This window comes from Mycobacterium sp. (genome assembly GCF_050701515.1).
GTDB lineage: Bacteria > Actinomycetota > Actinomycetes > Mycobacteriales > Mycobacteriaceae > Mycobacterium.
The window spans coordinates 1-17,616 of sequence record NZ_JBOGDB010000244.1; the positions used below are offsets into that span (position 1 = coordinate 1).

Genomic DNA, 17,616 nt, shown 5'->3' on the forward strand with positions numbered 1-17,616 from the left:
CCCTTCAATCTGAGGTAGGCGAGCCGCGCGCGGTCGGCCGGCTCGGGCAGATGCTCGTCGGCCTCATCGAGCAGGGTGTGCAGGGTCGAGACGTCACCGACCAGTTGAGCGGCATCCGCGGCGTCAAGCTGCAGTTCTCGCGTCAGCGCGAAGTTGGCGGTCCAACGCTGCTCACCGAGGAGGTTCAGACCGTCTCGGCAGCATTGGAGGGCCAGCGGGAACGATGCCTGGGCCCGCGCCTTCCGCGCCGCACGCCGCAGTACCTTGACGAATCGGACGCGCTCGTCGTCGTCGGCCAGCCCACGGCCGCCGATGCCGACGTGGCGGGCGGCCTCGAACAACCGGTCGTCCCCCTGCTCGACCAGCCGCCGACCGATGCGCAGGTGCGTCTCGCGCTGGTCGTCCTCGGACAGGCCGACCCCCGCCGCCTCGGCCACCCGGTCGTGGCTGAAGCGGTACCGGGCATCGCGGCTGATCGTGTTGGTGATTCGTCGGCCACCGCTGTCGACGGCCTCGAGCAGGCGAAGGTCGAGGGCCGACCAAAGCGCCTGGGCGACCACGTCGGGCGGCCGCGCCGCCGCTGTCGTAGCGTCGTCGAGGTCGAACTCGCCACCGATGCGCGTCAGCGAACTCAGCACCGCCCGGTCGATCGGGCGGAGCTGGCCGAGGTAGCGGCCTAGGAACTCGGCGGCTGTCGCGGTGACCTCGATCGACGTGAGGACACGGAGGTCCCAACTCGGGCGCCCGCCCGCATCGACCGGGGTGAGTGCGCCTTCTCGTTGCGCGCGGTACAGCAGCTGACGAACCTGTAGCGGATTGCCCCCGGTTCGATGGTGGAATTCGGCGGCCACGTCGCCCAGCTCCACACCCCGGCCGGACACCGCAGCGAGTAGTTCCTCGACATCCTCGCGGGACAGCGGGCTGAGCTCGATGCTGAGCATGCTCGCAGAGGTGAGACCCGCTGGGCCCGGGTCGAACTCACCCGCGCGATGCGCACCGAGGACCAACACGTTGCGGAGCGACACCGTCAGCAGTTCGGACAGTAGTAGCAGCGTGTCTCGATCAGCCCACTGCAGGTCGTCGATCGCCAGCACCACCGGCCGATAGGACGCGGTATCGGACACAAGCCGGATGGCGGCGCGGTGCAGCCGGCGGCGAGCATCGGCTGCATCGAGGTCGGTCACATGCGAGGGCTCGCCCAGCACTTGCGTTAGGTCGGGCACGAGCTCCCCGAGAATGCCGGCAAGTGGTGACGTCCCGCTGACGAGATCTGCACGCCAACGGTCCCGCTCGGCCGGGCCGGTGGCCTCCATGGCCCGGACAATCGAGCTAAGCGCGTCTCCCAGCGCCGCGTACGGAGCCGGCGCGCCGTCTCGGCACCTCCCGTAGGCAAACACGCAGTTGCGCTGGGAGACCTCGACGCCGAAGGCCTGCGTGAGCGTCGACTTGCCCACGCCCGGAGCGCCGCTGAGCAGGACGCATCCTCCGCCGACGCGTCCGGCCGCTTCCACGGCTTCTCGGAGTTCGGTCAGCTCCTGCCGTCGGCCGACCACATGGCCGTCGAGGTCGAGTAGCGGAGTCGTCACGGCGCTGGGCAGACCTTAGCTCGCGCCGTCCGCCAAACGGCGCGGCAACGGAAGTCGTTCGTCTCGTTGAACTGCACGATCTCGCCTTTTACGCCGTCCCTACTATGCGCCTCGTTGGTAACCGGATTGTCATGAAACGCAATTTCTGCCTCGTGTCTAGCGAACACGCGCTCCCACCGCCGGTGGCAGCGCATCGTCATAGTAATTGACGCGCGCAAAAGTTTGCTCGATAAGGCCGTGCGGGCCGCGTCGAGATGCGAACTCGTGCAGGGCCGCCGTCAGCGGGTGCGTGACAATCCCGCGGAGAACGACGCGGCCGAGTGGGACCGTGCGCCGTTTCGCCGGGGCTTGCGCCTTCGCGGCCGGCCGGGGTTCGGAGACTGAGCCTCCTGCGGGCGCGCGCTGGCCTTCGGCTTACCGAAGGTGCGTTCGCCCGGCGCGATCTGCTGTAGCACCGGGTGTGATGCTCCGCTGAACCGGGTGATGGTCGGCTTCACCCCTGCCTTGCGGGTCAGGTGCCGCACATCGGACACCTGGTCGTCCTGCATCAGCGTCACCACCGTGCCGTCGGCTCCGGCGCGCGCGGTGCGCCCGGACCGGTGCAGGTAGGCCTTGTGCTCAACGGGCGGATCCGCGTGCACCACCAGGCTCACGTCGTCGACGTGGATGCCGCGGGCGGCGATGTCGGTGGCGACCAGCACCATCGCCGATCCGTCGGAGAACGCCGTGAGATTGCGAGTTCGTGCGTTCTGGGACAGGTTGCCGTGCAACTCGACGGCTGCAACGCCGCGTGAGTTCAGCTGTTTGGCAAGCTTTTTGGCTCCGTGCTTGGTGCGTGCGAAGACGATCTTGCGACCGGGTGCGGCCGCCAGGTCGGTGAGCACGTTCATCCGGGCGGCGCCGTCGACGTGCAGCACGTGATGGATCATGGCCGACACCGGCGACTGCGCCGAGTCGACGCTGTGCGTCACCGGGTCGTGCAGGTAGCGCTTGACCAGGACGTCGACGCCGGCGTCGAGGGTTGCCGAGAACAGCATGCGCTGGCCGTGGCGGGGCGTGCGGTCCAGCAGTCGCTTGACGGGCGGCAGGAAGCCGAGATCGGCCATGTGGTCGGCCTCATCGAGCACGGTGATCTCGACCGCGGACAGGTCCGCATGGCCGGACCGCACGTGATCCTCCAGCCGGCCGGGGCAGGCGATCACGATGTCGACGCCTTGGCGCAATTTCTGGATCTGCGGCTGCGGGCCTACACCGCCGAAGACGGTGACCGACCGCAGGTTCGTCGCCGCGGCCAGCGGTGCCAGCGCCGTGTCGATCTGTGCGACGAGCTCACGGGTGGGGGCGAGGATGAGTGCGCGCGGGCGGCCCGGCGTGCGCTTGGTGTCGCTCGCTACGAGGCGGGTCACCATGGGCAGCAGGAAGGCGTAAGTCTTCCCGGAACCGGTGCGGCCACGGCCCAGCACATCTCGGCCCGCAAGTGAATCGGGCAGGGTGGCGGCCTGGATCGGGAAAGGACTGTGAGCGCCGTTGTTGGCGAGGATTGTGACGACGGTCTCAGGCAGCCCGAGGTCGCCGAAAGTGGGCACGGTTGTGCCACCGATGTTATGAATCGACAAGGAAAAGCTCCGAAAGATAAGTGTGTGGTCGTCCTGCCCGGCGCGGTGATCCGCGGCGCTTGGTATGACGATCGAGAAGCGGCAAAAGGCAGAACAGACGGTGCCGCTGCGCCCAGTGTACCGGGCCGACTTGGCGTCGATGCGCCCAGTCCGGACGGGTTACGGTGAGATTGGGCACATCCGGGGGGATTTCATGGCTCGACAACCGACGACGCGGCTGCAGGTCAGCGGATATCGATTCCTGGTGCGCCGGATGGAACACGCGCTGCTGCGCGGAGACATCCGGATGCTGCACGATCCGGCGCGGGCACAGTCCCTTTCGCTCATCGCGGGCTGCGTCTTGACGGCTGTCGCGATCGCGGTGTGTGCGATTCTGGCGTTCCTGCGTCCAGACGCGGGGTTGAGCGGGGCGCCCATTGTGATGGCCCGCGAATCCGGGGCGCTGTACGTCCGCGTGGACGACACCCTGCATCCCGTTTTGAACTTGGCGTCCGCGCGCTTGGTGGCGGGAACGGGCGGGAAGCCAGAAGTCGTCAGTGAGTCCGCGATCAACAAGGCCAAGCGCGGTCCGCTCCTGGGAATCCCGGGCGCACCGGCTGTCATCGCTACCCCGCTGACCGCCGAGGAATCGGCGTGGACGGTATGCGACGACCCGAGCACCACGCTGATCGTGGGCCACGCAAAGGGCATCGACCGCCGGGCGCCGCAGCCGAGCATTCTGGTCACACCACGAGCGGAGAGCGCGGCAATGACTTATCTGCTGTACGACGGATGGCGGGCCGAAGTCGATCTGCGCAGTCCAGCGGTCGTGCGCGCGTTGCGGCTCGAAGGTGTTGCGCCACGACCGGTTTCGCGGGCGCTGCTCGATGCCATCCCCGAGGCGCCGCCGATTGCTCCGCCGAACATTGCCGATTCGGGCTCGCCGGGGGCACTCGGTGGAATGCGGGCCGGAACGGTGGTGCGGATTACCCGCGCCGATACCACCGAGTATTACGTCGTGTTGGCCGACGGCGTGCAGCGCATCGGTGAGGTCGCGGCGGACCTGATCCGCCTGACCGACTCAGCGGGCAGTCGTGAGATTCCATCCGTGACACCGGACGCCATAGGCACTGTCCCGGTTGTCGATGCCCTCCCGGTGTCGAGCTTTCCCAAACGTGCGGGCGCACCGTTGGGCGCGGCTGGGCGTCGGGTCCTGTGCGCGCACTGGGTGCCTGGCGGCGCCAATACCGTTGTCTGGCTCGGTGACTCGCTACCGCTACCCGCCAACTCGAACCCGATGGCATTGGTGCAGGGCGATGGTGAGGGGCCTGAGCTGGACAACGTCTTCGTGCCTGCGGGCCGGAGCGCATATGTGCGGTCGACGGCCATCACCGGCATCGGTGGCAGTGCGGGCCCGCTTTATCTGGTAGCCGACAGTGGAGCGCTCTTCGGCATCCATGACGAAACCACCGGCAGGCTTCTCGGCCTGTCGGGTGGCGCCGTTCCGGCACCTTGGCCCGTGCTGTCGCAGCTCCCTCGAGGACCCGAACTGAGCAAGGCAAGTGCGCTAACCGCGCGTGACAGTCTGCTGTCGCCGTGACCGGCCGGCCGACGTCGTCATCGCCACCGCGCCGACCGCCACGGCGACGCAGATCGCCGCCCCGCCGAATGCCACACGGCGCGGACGTGGATCCGGCGGGATGCTGCTTGCCGGCGGCGGCATCGCACGTTCGGCCTCGGCGCGCGGCACACCGGTTTCGGCAGTCACCTTCTTTGCCGTGGTGTCACCGCTGACGGCCGCGAGTGCGTCGACGACGCCGTAACCGACGAATGGATCCCAACCGGCCGGAGGCCGATGCGCGGTGTCCTCGATCCGTTGCATCACCTGACGAGCCGTCAGCTGTGGCGATCGTGCTCGCACCAAGGCGGCGATCCCGCTGACCACCGGCGCCGCGTAGCTGGTGCCCACGATCGGCATCGAGCTGCCGAAGGCGGGCAGCGTGTCGACGAACCCCTCGCCGTCCGGATCCAGCGATACGACCGCCTCGCCAGGAGCGGCGACATCGACCCAGGGGCCCGCCAAAGTGAATCGGGACGGTGCCCCGTGCTGATCGACCGACCCCACGGTCAGGACGTATTCGTCGTACCACGCCGGGCTCACAACGACTTTCACGGTGTCCCAGTCCGGCCGCCCCGGATGGGCAGGGTTGGCCGGCGGGTTCTGATCGGGGCACTGGCCAAGGCCCCCGACATTTCCCGCAGCGGCCACCACGACGGCGTTCCTGACGTCGACCGCGTAGGCCAAGGCCGCTCCAAGAGCCCGGTCGTCCAGCGCGGCCGCCGCGGCAACGCAGGCGACAGAGGACACATTGATTACGGTGGCGCCCATGTCTGCCGCGGTGCGTACCGCCATCGCCATGGTGTTCACATCACCGAAGCCAGGGCCCGATTGATCGGCCGGCCCGAACTTGTGACTCGACTGCCGGATGGCGATGATCGTTGAATCCGGTGCGACGCCGGTGAAGCCGTCATCGCCCGCGGGATCTTCTGCCGCACCGATGATTCCGGCGACGATCGTGCCATGTCCGTCGCAGTCGTCGGTGCCGTCTCCGGTGAAGACGTAGTCGCCGCCAGCGACCAGATGTGGGAGTAGGCGGTGCCGCGATACTCCGGTGTCGATGACGGCAACGGTCTGCCCGGCTCCCCGGGTGAACCGCCAAACCGCCTGCAGGTCGACATTCTTCAACTGGTTTGCAGCGCCGACGCTGTCATCACCCGCGGCTACAGCGGAGGCAAAGCACTGTTCCCATTGCTTCGTTGACCGCGGCGGAGCGGGCGGACCCGGCGGTGGCAACAATGAGTCATCGACCAACGGCGGTGATACCGCGCCGGCCAGCGGGCACGCCCACACCGAGATAGCCGTTATCAGGAGGGCCGCGGCGATCCGCGCGCATCGCGGCACAAGACCCGTCATGCCAGACTCAAGCCGCGAACGACGCCGAACAGGTCGGCGACCCAACAGGCCACCGGCACCACCGCGACTAGCGCCAGATATTCGAGTATCTCTCCAGAGCGCCGGGCGACCGGACTCAACCTCGCTTCGACATCCACCAGCGTCAGGCATAGCGCTGCGACACCACAGACAACCGCGAGTGCGGACACCCAGTGCGCTTGGCGGGGTGCTGAAAATGCGACCAATACGAAAGTCGCTGTGACACTCAGCAGTCCGCTGCCGAAGACGGCGGCCGTTCGAGTGACACCAATCTGATGGCGTGCGCGCAGCATCAGAACCGCGCCGACAACCGCGGTCAGCGCGACAGCGCGAGGCCCGGCCTCGCCGCCGCGGTGGCTGGCAATCGCGGCGAGCAACGTGCCTGATGCCGCCGCCGCCGAGAATCCGACCAGCAGACCCGTCAACGTCTCGTGGCCGCGGATCACCGAGGCGGCACCGACGTCAAACGGTATGTCTTCGTCGTCGCCTGCGCTGTCGGCTGTGGGCACTGCCGGCGACAAACCCGAGAGGGCGATCGACAGCTTGGCGGCCACGCCGAGCATGGCCAGGCTGACGACGGCCAACCCCGCACCCACCGCCTGCCCTGGTATCGGCCAGACGACTGCGGCGGCAGCCGCTACCGCCACCGTCGCCAAGCACGTTGCGATGGCTGTCAAACACACTGTCCCGCAGGCTGTGACACGCAATAGCACGATCGACACCGTGGAACCGGCGACCGCGGCAAGGCAGAGGTTCGGCCCGGCGGGGCCGTCCGGTACCGCTAGGTGGCCGGTGACCGTGGCGAACGCAATCGCGACGAGGCTCATCGTCAGACCCGGCAACGGCTCGGGTCGGACCCGACTCGCAATGATCGCCGCCACCGTCGCGGTGCAGGCCAGGATTCCCGCGATGAGGACCTGGCGGCCCGAAGGGGCGCGGACGCCGAACCACCCGAGCAGAATGCCGCTCACTCCCGCTGCCCATAAACATGCAGCCGCGCCGACGTACCCGGATACCCGCTGAGCGCGGTTGGCCGATTCTGACACGGTCGCCACCGCGTGGCTCAGATGGTCGAACATCGGCACCTGTACGGGTGTGTCGTCGGGGGTCAGTATCAGCAGTTCGCCGTCGCGGACGCCGCACTCGTGCAATGTCATCGAGTCGTCGAGCGGCGAGCCGCCGAGTCGTGACATCTGCCAGCGTTGGGCGGTGCTGTCCGCCAGATCGGTGGTTTGTCCACGGCCGCAGACGATGTCGACGATGGACGGAAGCAATGCGCTGAGCTCGGTTCCCGTCGGCAACGCGAGATCGACCACGACCGGTGGATCATCGTGGTCGGTCTGCACCGACACCCGACACAGGCCGATACCCATCATGCAACCCCCCGGAGTCACCGTAACCACCTCCGCGGGCAGCCACGCGCAGCAATTTTGACGATGTGCACGGGGAACCAACCCGACCGCGGCCACGTCCATCTCCCGATGGACTTCTTGGCCCAACCGCGTCTGCCGGCACCGCCGATACCCGAGGGTGAGATCGCCGTCCAGGCGCCGCCGGATGTGCCACACGTCGTGCCCGCCAATCCGCTCGCCCGCCTGCTGCCGGTGGCGATGGTCGTTGCGACGGTCGGGATGGTGGTCATCTACTTCACGTCCGGCGTGACTGCAATGCGGAATCCGATGTTCATGTTCTTCCCGGTGATGATGCTGGTTTCGCTGCTCGGCACGGTGGCCTACGGGGCTCGAGGCACCAGCCGGGCCGCCGAGATCAACCAAGACCGCCGCGAATACCTGCGATACCTCGAGACACTGGAGCAGTCCATCGCGAAGACAGGTCAAGCCCAACATGTTTCATTGGCGTGGGATCATCCCGACCCTTGCGCACTGTGGACGTTGGTGGGTGGCAGGCGGATGTGGGAGCGCCGAACCGATGACCCCGATTTCGGCCACGTCCGAGTCGGACTCGCGGCCCAACGCCTGTCCACCAGGTTGGTGGCACCCGAACTGGGGCCGGTCGATGAGCTGGACCCGGTCACATCGATGGCATTACGGCGGCTGATTCGTAACCGCGCAGCGGTTCCCAACCTGCCTGTCGCACTGGCGTTGAGAGGGTTTGCCGCGGTTACCATCGAGGGCGACGTGACCGCTGCCCGGGGATTGCTACGGGCGATAGCATGTCAGCTGGCGGTGCTGCACAGCCCCAAACACCTGCGGATCATGGCCGTTGTCGATCCGCTTACCCAGGCCCATTGGGACTGGCTGAAATGGCTGCCGCATCATCAACATCCGCATGCCCTCGACGCCGGTGGGTCGGCACGCATGACGTACCACAGCCTCGCTGCCGCCGAGAACGCACTCGGCAGCATCGACGCAGCACATGCCGTGGTGATTCTCGATGGCGGGCTGATCACCGGCGCCGAGCGGTTCTTCACCCTCGTCGGACTTCCCGGCCTGACGGTTCTCGAGGTCGGAACGGCCTGTGAAACGGCGGCTGCCCAGACCGGTTTGCGGCTGGTCATCACCGCGGACACTTTGACGGCTCGAAGCGACGTCGGCGATGAAACGGTGGCACGCCCCGACATGTTGGCGCCGGTCCAATCCCTGACATGTGCCCGCCGGTTGGCGCCGTTCCGACCCGCCACCACATCGGCCGACGCGGCCGGCATTGCGTCGTCGATTTCTTGGCCGGAGTTGACGGGCATCGGCGATCCGGCGCAAGTCGATCCCGCACTGGTCTGGCGTACCCGCAACGCCAACCAACGGCTGCGGGTGCCCATCGGTGTTTCCGATCAGGGTCTGCCCGTCGAGTTGGACATCAAGGAGGCAGCCGACAATGGCATGGGGCCGCACGGGTTATGCGTCGGCGCAACGGGTTCTGGCAAGTCGGAGTTTCTGCGCACGCTGACGTTGGGGATGATCACTGCCCATCCGCCCGACGTGCTCAACTTGGTACTGGTGGATTTCAAGGGCGGTGCGACTTTCCTCGGGCTGGAACGTGCGCCGCACGTGGCCGCGGTGATCACCAATCTGGCCGACAGAACGCAGCTTGTTGCGCGGATGAAGGACGCGCTGGCCGGCGAGATCAATCGACGCCAAGAGTTACTCAGGGCAGCGGGCAACTTCGCCAATATCGCCGACTATGAGCGGGCACGCGCCGAGGGGACCGCCCTGGTGCAGCTGCCCGTGCTCTTTGTTGTGGTCGACGAGTTCTCCGAGTTGCTCAGTCAGCATCCCGACTTCGCCGAGCTGTTTGTCGCGATCGGTCGATTGGGGCGGTCTCTTGGGATGCATCTGTTGCTGGCGAGTCAGCGACTTGATGAGGGCAGGCTGCGCGGCCTGGAAACCCACCTGTCATACCGAATCTGTCTGAAAACCTTCTCCACCAATGAATCACGGGCAGTCCTCGGAGTTCCCGATGCATACCACCTACCGAGTGCACCGGGAGCAGCCTATCTGAAGACCGGTTCCGGCGAGCCGCTTCGGTTTCAGACTGCCTTCGTCTCCGGTCCGTGCGTGCACCCGGCGAGCCAGTCCGACGAATTGGCCGAACGGGCGAGCCCGCAGATGTTCACCGCCGCTCCGATGGGTGACATCGCGGTCGGACCCGAGCAACGACCCGCGCACACCACAACCTCCAACCGAACCGTGCTCGACACGGTCCTCGATCGACTGGAGGGGCGGGGTACGCCGGCTCACCAGGTGTGGCTGCCGCCACTGGCCGAGCCGCCGACGCTGGATGCCGTGCTGCAGCTCGCCGGAATGCGGGCGCCGTTGACCCTGCCAATCGGTCTGGTGGACCGTCCGTTTGAGCAGCGCCGGGACTTGCTGATCGCCCAGCTGTGCGGCGCGGCGGGCAATGTTGCCGTGGTTGGTGGCCCTCGATCGGGCAAATCGACCGCCTTGCGGACGTTGGTCTTGGCTCTCGCCGCGACCCATGACCCCCGCGATGTGCAGGTCTACTGTCTCGACTTCGGCGGTGGCGCCCTGTCGTCGTTGCGATCGTTACCCCACGTCGGATCGGTCGCCGGTCGGCGTGACGTCGACCTGATTCGCCGCACCGTCGCCGACTTGGAGTCCATCATGCGAGCGCGGGAGGCGCGATTCCGTCGCTCGGGCGTCGATTCGATAGCCGAATACCGTCGGCGGCGCGCAACAGGAGATCCGACCGTCGCCGACGACCCGTTCGGTGACGTATTCCTGGTCGTCGACGGCTGGGCCACCATTCGCCAGGAGTTCGACACCCTGGAGGGACCGATCACCGCGCTCGCGGCCCAGGGACTCTCGTACGGCCTACATGTCCTCGTCGCGGCGTCGCGGTGGGCCGAGATCCGGCCCGCACTAAAGGATCTGATCGGGACCCGCATCGAACTGCGGCTTGGTGATCCGGCGGAGTCCGAGATGGACCGGAGGCGGGCACGGCATCTCGTCGACAGCCCACCCGGTCGTGGGCTCACACGTGACGGGCGGGAGGTAGTCATCGCGCTGCCCCGGTTGGATGGAAGGTCCGAGACCGTGGGGCTCGCAGAGGCCATCGCCGCAAGCGCCGACTGGCTGCGAACGCGATACGGAGGGCGCGCCGCACCGCCGGTCGAGCTCTTGCCGACACGGGTGGATCGGCAGGCGGTAATCGGCGGCGCCACCCAGCGGCGCCCCGCGACACAGATTCTGCTCGGCATCGAGGAGTCTGAGTTGCGGCCCATTGCAGTCGATTTCGCTGAACAAGCGCATCTCATTGTCTTGGGGGAGGGCGAGTGCGGCAAGACTGCGACGTTGCGGGTGCTGTGCCAGGAGATAGTGCGGACGAACTCCGCGGAATCCGCTCAGCTCGTCATTGCCGATTTCCGGCGGACGTTACTCGGCGTGGTGGAGTCCGATCACCTCGCGGCATACGCGATTTCAGCGGCCGCGTTGACATCGCAGCTACCTTCGCTGCTGGACCGCATCCAGGCGCGGATGCCGGGCGCCGACGTCAGCCAGCAGCAGTTACGCAACCGATCATGGTGGTCCGGCCCGGAGATCTACGTTGTGGTGGACGACTACGACCTGGTGGCCGGAGCCAACGCCAACCCACTGGTATCCCTGCATGACTTCCTGCCACACGCCAAGGATCTCGGTCTGCACGTCGTGATCGCGCGCCGGTCCGGAGGCGCCGCGCGGGCGATGTTCGATCCGATCCTGGCGCGGCTGCGCGATCTCGGTTGCATGGGCCTGATGATGAGCGCCAGCCCGGATGAGGGCGCACTGCTCGGTTCGGTTCGGCCCTCGCCGCTACCGCCCGGTCGCGGAACGCTGGTGACTCGGGCACATCCCGACCGGCTCATCCAGGTGGCGTGGAGCGATCCTCCGTGACGGAATGTGTCGTGGAGGTGGGACCCGCAGCGATCCGCGGACCCTGCGACGTCGACGACAGATTGGTGTCGACCGCCCTCGAGTGCATCGACGACGAGATCGCGCTGCTGGACGAACAGCCCGTCGCGGTTGATGCGGTGTGGCGTGAAGTGTTCCGCTCAGTGCTGCCGGACTCCGCGCAAACCGCTGTGCTGGTCTGCCCAACATGGTGGCCGTCACCGCGCATCGAGCTTGTCGCGCGAGCGGCCGCCGCTGCGTCAACGAATGTCACTGTGCTGCAACGGGCTCAGGTACTGGCCGACGGATTGCCCGACACTCTCACAGTGGCCGAAGTAGCGGCGGAGTTGGTGTCGGTTTGGCGGGCCGGATCCGTGGTCGCGGCCGAGTCACGAATTGCCGAACCCGAACACGTCGCCAAAGCGGTAGCGGACAGCGTCGGTGCACCACCCGGCGCGGTGTTGGTCGATACACCGGCTGGTGTCTACGGCGCGGTCACACTGGGCGCGGACGTCGCTGGACGTCTGCGGGCGAAAGGCATCACGGTGTCGATCGCTCACCAGGACCGAGTGCTGGCCGCCGTGGCGCGGGTAACGCCGAAGCCGTCGTGCCCCAAACCCGACTCGTTCGCGCCTCGCCCGGTCGCCGTTGTGGCGGGCGCGCTGCTATCGGCCGCGCTGCTGTGCGTTGGCATCGCCGTCCGACCAGAATCGGATGGGCCTCCGGCCAGCGAGGCGCCCATGACATTGTTGGTCGAAGGCCGGGTGGCGGTAAAGGTTCCGGCGCAGTGGGCGGTGCAGCGAATCACCGCCGGACCCGGTTCCGCACGGGTGCAGGTGACGTCGCCGGGCGGCGAGACCGCGGTGCACATAACGCAGTCTCAGTTGCCGGGCCCGCAGGCGCAGGCCGCGACGGCGGTGACGCTGCGCAAGGCCTTCGATGAACAACCGCCCGGCGTCTTCGTTCAGTTCAATCCCGACGACCGCCAAGCCGATCGGCCCGCTGTGACGTATCGGGAAATCCGCGAGGGGCACCACATTGATTGGGTGGTTTTCGTCGACGACACCGTCCGCATCGGTGTGGGCTGCCAGAGCGCGTCGGCGGGCGAACGAGTGCTGCATTTCGCCTGCCATGAGGCCATTCGCTCGGCGCACGCGGTGTTCTGAGTCTGGGGAACCAGATCGGCCGCAGTGCCGTCGAAACCATAACCGAACCGAAGACAGGGGAAAGGACATCGATGACGACACCCGCAGGCGGATCGCTGAACACCGACTTCGAACTCATGACAGCCGTCGCCGGCAAGATCGAAGTGCGCAACGACGAGATTCGGGCCATGCTGCAGTCCTTCATCGGACGGATGACCAGCGTGCCCCCGTCGGTGTGGGGTGGCGTCGCGGCGACGCGATTCAGGGATGTGGTGGACCGGTGGAACGCCGAGTCGATGAAACTGCATGTCGCTCTCCAGGAAATCGCCGAAACCATCCGCTACAACGAGCGGGCATTGCGCGAGGCAACCGAAAGCCATTCACACCAAATCGGTGCGGTCGGCACCAACATCTAAGGAGCTCACGATGGATCCGGTTCTGTCCTACAACTTCGACGAGATCGAGTACACCGTCCGGCAGGAAATCCACGCCACGTCTGCGCGGCTGAACGCGGCGCTCGATGACCTACGCGCCCAGATTGGTCCGCTCCGGGAGATCTGGACCCGCGAGGCTGCCGAGGCATATCGGATCGCGCAGGCCAAGTGGGACCAGGCGGCGGCTGCGCTGAACGAGATTTTGTTCAGCCTCGGCAACGCGGTTCGCGACGGTGCCGACGACGTCGCGGCCACCGACCGCAGTGCGGCGAACGCCTGGGGCGCCTAGCGCCGCTACAGACCCTGTGCGGTCCCGTCGGGAGGGGAGCCCGCGGGACCGCACAGTTCTGTGTCGAGGCTTGCTGAACCGGTGACGGCGCAAGATGCATTCGCCCAGATCTGCACCAGGGCCGTGATTCCGCCGTGCTGATCACAGCCGTGGTGCAGAACTCGGCGAGTGCACCGAGCCGGGGCCGTGGGCGAAGGCTTCCAGCGGCTCCACGCGGCCGGCGAGCCCACCAAACGGGTTGTTGCACACCTTGCAGCGCGGTTCCGAGGGCAGATAGCGAAAGACTCGCCGCGCTCTGACCAGCGGTGCGTGCCCCTCGGTGAGCACCCTGCCCCACTTCTCCGACGCGACCACGTCGTTTCGTTCGGCGATAGCGCGACCTTCAATGATCATGCGCTCATGCTCGCCGGTGCCCGTGTCCTCGCGCATGGGCATTGGCCTCAAGTTCTCGAGCCGCGAAGGCGTTTTGACCTGCGGTGACGCCCGCCGGTATGCTGCTCGGTTGGCGTGCGGTACGCCGGGGCCTCGGGTCAATGTCGGTCGCCGAGAAACACCCAGCCGTCCACGCCTGACCGGCACCCGGGTCACACCGGGATCCAACCCGAGAGATATAGAAGGTAAGCGCTGTGCCTACGTACACGCCGAAGGCCGGTGACACCACGCATTCGTGGTACGTCATCGACGCCACCGACGTGGTGCTCGGCCGGCTCGCCGTCGCGGCAGCCAATCTGCTGCGCGGCAAGCACAAGCCGACATTCACGCCGAATGTCGACGGTGGCGATTTCGTCATCGTCATCAACGCCGAAAAGGTCGCCATCAGCGGCGACAAGCTGCAGAAGAAGTTCGCCTTCCGCCACTCGGGTTATCCCGGCGGGCTGCGGGCTCGCTCGCTCGGTACCGAGATGCAGCGGCATCCCGACCGGGTCGTCGAGAAGGCGATCCTCGGCATGCTGCCCAAGAACAAGCTCGGCCGCCAGATCCAGAAGAAGCTGCGGGTCTACGCCGGGCCGGAGCATCCGCACACCGCCCAGCAGCCGGTGCCGTACGAGATCAAGCAGGTGACCCAGTGACCGAGACCAACGAAACCACAGAAACCACAGAAGCCCCGGAGGCCACCGAGGCCCCGGAGGCCACCGAGGCCACCGAGGTGCCTTCGGAGACCGTGACCGAGACGGAGCCGGCGCCCCAGCCGCGGAAGCAACGCGAGCCGGTCGTCCTCGACCGGCCCATCCAGACCGTCGGTCGCCGCAAGGAGGCCGTGGTGCGGGTGCGCCTGGTGCCCGGCACCGGCAACTTCCACCTCGACGGGCGCACCCTCGAGGCTTACTTCCCCAACAAGGTGCACCAGCAGCTCATCAAGGCGCCGCTGGTGACCGTGGACCGGGAGGACAGCTTCGACATCTACGCCCACCTCGACGGCGGCGGCCCGTCCGGGCAGGCCGGCGCGTTGCGCCTGGCGATCGCCCGGGCGCTGATCCTGGTGCAGCCCGAGGACCGGCCGGCGCTGAAGAGGGCCGGCTTCCTCACCCGCGACCCGCGTGCCATCGAGCGCAAGAAGTACGGCCTGAAGAAGGCCAGGAAGGCGCCGCAGTACTCCAAGCGGTGATCTCTTTCTGGTCGCGAGCGTGCGTCTTTGTACGTAACTTGCGGCGTGTCGCGGTACAAACACGCACCCTCGCGGCACAAAGGACAGACCAACTGTGAGAGGTTTGTGCGCATGGGTCGACTGTTCGGCACCGACGGGGTGCGCGGAGTCGCCAATGGCGATCTGACCGCCGCGCTGGCGCTGGCGCTGGGCTCCGCGGCGGCCCGTCGACTCGGTAACGCCTCCCCATCGCGTCGCCGTGTCGCCGTGGTGGGCCGTGACCCGCGGGCCAGCGGCGAGATGCTGGAAGCCGCGGTGATCGCCGGGCTGACCAGCGAGGGTGTCGACGCGCTGCGGGTTGGCATCCTGCCCACCCCCGCGGTGGCCTACCTGACCAGCGCCTATGACGCCGACTTCGGCGTGATGATCTCCGCATCGCACAACCCGATGCCCGACAACGGCATCAAGATCTTCGGCCCCGGCGGGCACAAGCTCGACAACGCCACCGAGGACCGAATCGAGGACCTCGTCGCGGCGGGACCGGGCAGCCGGCCGGTCGGCTCGGCGATCGGCCGTGTCGTGGACGCCGCCGACGCGCTGGACCGCTACCTGCGCCATGCCGGCAAGGCCGTCACCACCAGACTCGACGAGCTGACCGTCGTCGTCGACTGCGCCCACGGCGCCGCGTCGGCCGCCGCACCGCGCGCCTACCGAGCCGCCGGTGCCAACGTCATCGCGATCAACGCCGAACCCAACGGGCTCAACATCAACGACCGCTGCGGATCGACACACATGGAGCTGCTGCGGCAAGCCGTGGTGGCCAACGGCGCCCACCTGGGCGTGGCCCACGACGGTGACGCCGACCGCTGCCTGGCCGTGGACGCCGCCGGCCGGGTCGTCGACGGCGACGCGATCATGGTGATCCTGGCGCTGGCGATGCGCGACGCCGGCGAGCTGGCCTCCAACACCCTGGTCACCACCGTGATGAGCAACCTCGGATTGCACCTGGCGATGCGCGCGACGGGGATCATCGTCCGCACCACCGGCGTGGGCGACCGCTATGTCCTGGAAGAACTGCGCGCCGGCGAGTTCTCGCTGGGCGGCGAGCAGTCGGGGCACATCGTGATGCCCGCGCTGGGCACCACCGGTGACGGCATCGTCACCGGCCTGCGGCTGATGTCCCGGATGGCGCAGACCCGCACACCGCTGGCCACCCTCGCGGCGGCGATGCAGTCGCTGCCGCAGGTGCTGATCAACGTCGAGGTCGACGACAAAGCCACCGTGGCCGATGCGCCGTCGGTGCGCACCGCGGTGGCGAAGGCCAAAGCCGAACTCGGCGACAGCGGCCGAATCCTGTTGCGGCCCTCGGGGACCGAACAGATGGTCCGGGTGATGGTGGAAGCCGAAGACGAGGACACCGCCCGGCAGCTGGCCGTGCGGGTTGCCGAATCCGTCAGCGAACACCGCTGAACCTCGGGTGGAACCGCACGGGTTCCATCGGCGTCCTAGCCAAGCATGGGAGAACCTGACGTCGCGCGTGTCGACGTTGCGGCGGTGCTGGGCGCTGCCCGTCAATACGACACCGCCGCCGACATCGTCGACACCGCGATACGGACGCATCTGACCGGCCTGCGATTCGACGGGGCAGCCGCCGGCCGCATGCACGCCGCGCGTGGCGACGCGCTGCGGATCGCCGTCGACGACGTGGTGGATCGGCTGCACTCGTGGTCACGGGCCGCCACCGAAATCGCCGCCGAATTGCGCGCCTGCGCGGATCGCTACGTCGACGCCGAGGCGCGCGGCGCGCGCCGGATGGGTTGAGTCATGGCCGAACCGCTCGACGTCGCCGCCCGGCTGGCCGAGGGACGTCCGGCCGTGGCGAACACCCAGGAATACGTGTGGGCATGTCATCTGCTCGGCTACCAGAATCCGGACCTCACGCTGCACGGGGCGCAGGTGCGCGATTGGTACAGCAGCGAGGATGGGCTGGACCTACGGGCGTTGGACGCCGACCGCGCGGCGCTGGCAGCGATGGCGGCGGCGACCGAGAACGCGCTTCAGTTGCAGGAGCAGCAGCTGGGTGCGCTGGCCGGCGCCTGGCAGGGTCGCGGTGGCGAGGCGTCGCGGGAGTTCCTGCTACGCCACGGCCAAACATCCGCCGCCGCCGCAGCTTCGGTGCGTACCGTTGTCGACGCGCTTACCGCCCTGCGTGATGACCTGTGGCACAGGGTGGACGAAAAGGTCACCGCCGCAGTGGCGATCGACGACCGCCGGCAGACCGAGCGGGCAGAATGGTTGGCCGCGGCACAGACGGTCGCCACTGGCGCGGGAGACCGCGCGGTGGCGAGTGAACTCGTCGATCAGCAGGTGAAACCATTCGTGGACAACGACATTCGCGCGGACTGGCTATCCGCGATGAAATCGGCGATGGCATCGGTCGCCGCAGCCTTCGACGCCGCGACGGCCGCGCTGACCGCCGAGCCCGCGACGGTGTTTGAAGTGCCGGGTGATCTCGGTCCGTCCGGGACGCCGCCGGTGAGCGGACCTGCGTCTGTCGAGCCCGCCGGGACGACATCGCCGGCAGCCTCGATGAGCCCGGCGCCGGCGCCCAGCCCGATAACGGCGGAGGCGCCCGCGGTTCCCGC

14 protein-coding genes and 1 pseudogene are annotated in these 17,616 nt (G+C 67.6%); 10 read left to right on the plus strand and 5 right to left on the minus strand.

The window, feature by feature from the left end:
* Both ACRDU5_RS18855 and ACRDU5_RS18860 read right to left on the minus strand, forming a co-directional pair.
* The coding region (locus tag ACRDU5_RS18855) for an ATP-binding protein (protein ID WP_526616259.1) at nucleotides 1–1,586 on the minus strand (1,586 nt) is incomplete at its 3' end.
* Nucleotides 1,587–1,864: 278 nt separating this feature from the next.
* The gene (locus ACRDU5_RS18860) at nucleotides 1,865–3,172 is read right to left on the minus strand and encodes a DEAD/DEAH box helicase (protein ID WP_526616280.1); all 1,308 of its coding nucleotides are present in this window, start codon (nucleotides 3,170–3,172) and stop codon (nucleotides 1,865–1,867) included.
* Nucleotides 3,173–3,395: 223 nt separating this feature from the next.
* Here ACRDU5_RS18860 and eccB point away from each other — a divergent pair, with 223 nt between their 5' ends.
* Entirely contained in the window at nucleotides 3,396–4,781 is a 1,386-nt protein-coding gene (gene eccB, locus ACRDU5_RS18865; RefSeq protein WP_526616260.1) for a type VII secretion protein EccB, read from the plus strand.
* Here the strand turns inward: eccB and mycP are convergent.
* Nucleotides 4,749–6,155, minus strand: a complete 1,407-nt coding sequence (mycP, locus tag ACRDU5_RS18870) for a type VII secretion-associated serine protease mycosin (RefSeq protein ID WP_526616261.1) — start codon at nucleotides 6,153–6,155, stop codon at nucleotides 4,749–4,751. The two genes, eccB and mycP, sit on opposite strands and share 33 nt — an antisense overlap.
* The gene (gene eccD, locus ACRDU5_RS18875) at nucleotides 6,152–7,546 is read right to left on the minus strand and encodes a type VII secretion integral membrane protein EccD (protein WP_526616263.1); all 1,395 of its coding nucleotides are present in this window, start codon (nucleotides 7,544–7,546) and stop codon (nucleotides 6,152–6,154) included. The genes mycP and eccD overlap by 4 nt, the downstream gene beginning before the upstream one ends.
* A gap of 108 nt (nucleotides 7,547–7,654) precedes the next feature.
* On the opposite strand from eccD, the gene eccCa reads away from it, so the two are divergent.
* From eccCa to ACRDU5_RS18895, 4 genes are all read left to right on the plus strand, one after another.
* Nucleotides 7,655–11,521 (plus strand): type VII secretion protein EccCa, encoded by a 3,867-nt coding sequence (gene eccCa / locus ACRDU5_RS18880; RefSeq protein WP_526616264.1) that lies wholly within the window; start codon nucleotides 7,655–7,657, stop codon nucleotides 11,519–11,521.
* Nucleotides 11,518–12,684 carry a type VII secretion-associated protein gene (locus tag ACRDU5_RS18885; protein WP_526616266.1) on the plus strand — a complete coding sequence of 389 codons (1,167 nt, stop codon included), beginning with the start codon at nucleotides 11,518–11,520 and terminating at the stop codon, nucleotides 12,682–12,684. The genes eccCa and ACRDU5_RS18885 overlap by 4 nt, the downstream gene beginning before the upstream one ends.
* Nucleotides 12,685–12,755: 71 nt before the next feature.
* Nucleotides 12,756–13,079, plus strand: coding sequence for a WXG100 family type VII secretion target (locus ACRDU5_RS18890; RefSeq protein ID WP_526616268.1), 324 nt, complete (start codon nucleotides 12,756–12,758; stop codon nucleotides 13,077–13,079).
* A 10-nt stretch (nucleotides 13,080–13,089) separates the two neighbouring features.
* Nucleotides 13,090–13,386, plus strand: coding sequence for a WXG100 family type VII secretion target (locus tag ACRDU5_RS18895; protein WP_526616270.1), 297 nt, complete (start codon nucleotides 13,090–13,092; stop codon nucleotides 13,384–13,386).
* Between the two features lie 141 nt (nucleotides 13,387–13,527).
* On the opposite strand, the gene ACRDU5_RS18900 is transcribed toward ACRDU5_RS18895, so the two are convergent.
* Nucleotides 13,528–13,779, minus strand: a complete 252-nt coding sequence (locus tag ACRDU5_RS18900; protein WP_526616272.1) for a hypothetical protein — start codon at nucleotides 13,777–13,779, stop codon at nucleotides 13,528–13,530.
* Nucleotides 13,780–14,012: 233 nt separating this feature from the next.
* Between ACRDU5_RS18900 and rplM the strand changes: the two genes are divergently transcribed.
* The 5 genes and pseudogenes from rplM to ACRDU5_RS18925 form a co-directional block, all read left to right on the plus strand.
* The gene (gene rplM, locus ACRDU5_RS18905; protein ID WP_526616274.1) at nucleotides 14,013–14,456 is read left to right on the plus strand and encodes a 50S ribosomal protein L13; all 444 of its coding nucleotides are present in this window, start codon (nucleotides 14,013–14,015) and stop codon (nucleotides 14,454–14,456) included.
* A 92-nt stretch (nucleotides 14,457–14,548) separates the two neighbouring features.
* On the plus strand, nucleotides 14,549–14,992 hold the full coding sequence (gene rpsI, locus ACRDU5_RS18910) for a 30S ribosomal protein S9 (RefSeq protein ID WP_526616281.1): 444 nt from the start codon (nucleotides 14,549–14,551) through the stop codon (nucleotides 14,990–14,992).
* A 111-nt stretch (nucleotides 14,993–15,103) separates the two neighbouring features.
* A complete protein-coding gene (glmM, locus tag ACRDU5_RS18915; RefSeq protein ID WP_526616276.1) occupies nucleotides 15,104–16,441 on the plus strand; it encodes a phosphoglucosamine mutase in 1,338 nt (445 codons plus the stop codon).
* Between the two features lie 45 nt (nucleotides 16,442–16,486).
* Nucleotides 16,487–16,792 carry a type VII secretion target gene (locus tag ACRDU5_RS18920; protein ID WP_526616278.1) on the plus strand — a complete coding sequence of 102 codons (306 nt, stop codon included), beginning with the start codon at nucleotides 16,487–16,489 and terminating at the stop codon, nucleotides 16,790–16,792.
* Nucleotides 16,793–16,795: 3 nt separating this feature from the next.
* Nucleotides 16,796–17,616 (plus strand): annotated as a pseudogene (locus tag ACRDU5_RS18925) (hypothetical protein); the annotation flags it as partial.

Excerpts from the sequence above, each read along its gene's own strand:
- ACRDU5_RS18895 (WP_526616270.1), top strand. The coding sequence starts at position 13,090 with ATGGATCCGGTTCTGTCCTACAACTTCGACGAGATCGAGTACACCGTC.
- eccD (WP_526616263.1), bottom strand. The coding sequence starts at position 7,546 with ATGGGTATCGGCCTGTGTCGGGTGTCGGTGCAGACCGACCACGATGAT.
- eccCa (WP_526616264.1), top strand. The coding sequence starts at position 7,655 with ATGGACTTCTTGGCCCAACCGCGTCTGCCGGCACCGCCGATACCCGAG.
- ACRDU5_RS18890 (WP_526616268.1), top strand. The coding sequence starts at position 12,756 with ATGACGACACCCGCAGGCGGATCGCTGAACACCGACTTCGAACTCATG.
- glmM (WP_526616276.1), top strand. The coding sequence starts at position 15,104 with ATGGGTCGACTGTTCGGCACCGACGGGGTGCGCGGAGTCGCCAATGGC.
- ACRDU5_RS18900 (WP_526616272.1), bottom strand. The coding sequence starts at position 13,779 with ATGATCATTGAAGGTCGCGCTATCGCCGAACGAAACGACGTGGTCGCG.
- mycP (WP_526616261.1), bottom strand. The coding sequence starts at position 6,155 with ATGACGGGTCTTGTGCCGCGATGCGCGCGGATCGCCGCGGCCCTCCTG.
- ACRDU5_RS18920 (WP_526616278.1), top strand. The coding sequence starts at position 16,487 with ATGGGAGAACCTGACGTCGCGCGTGTCGACGTTGCGGCGGTGCTGGGC.
- eccB (WP_526616260.1), top strand. The coding sequence starts at position 3,396 with ATGGCTCGACAACCGACGACGCGGCTGCAGGTCAGCGGATATCGATTC.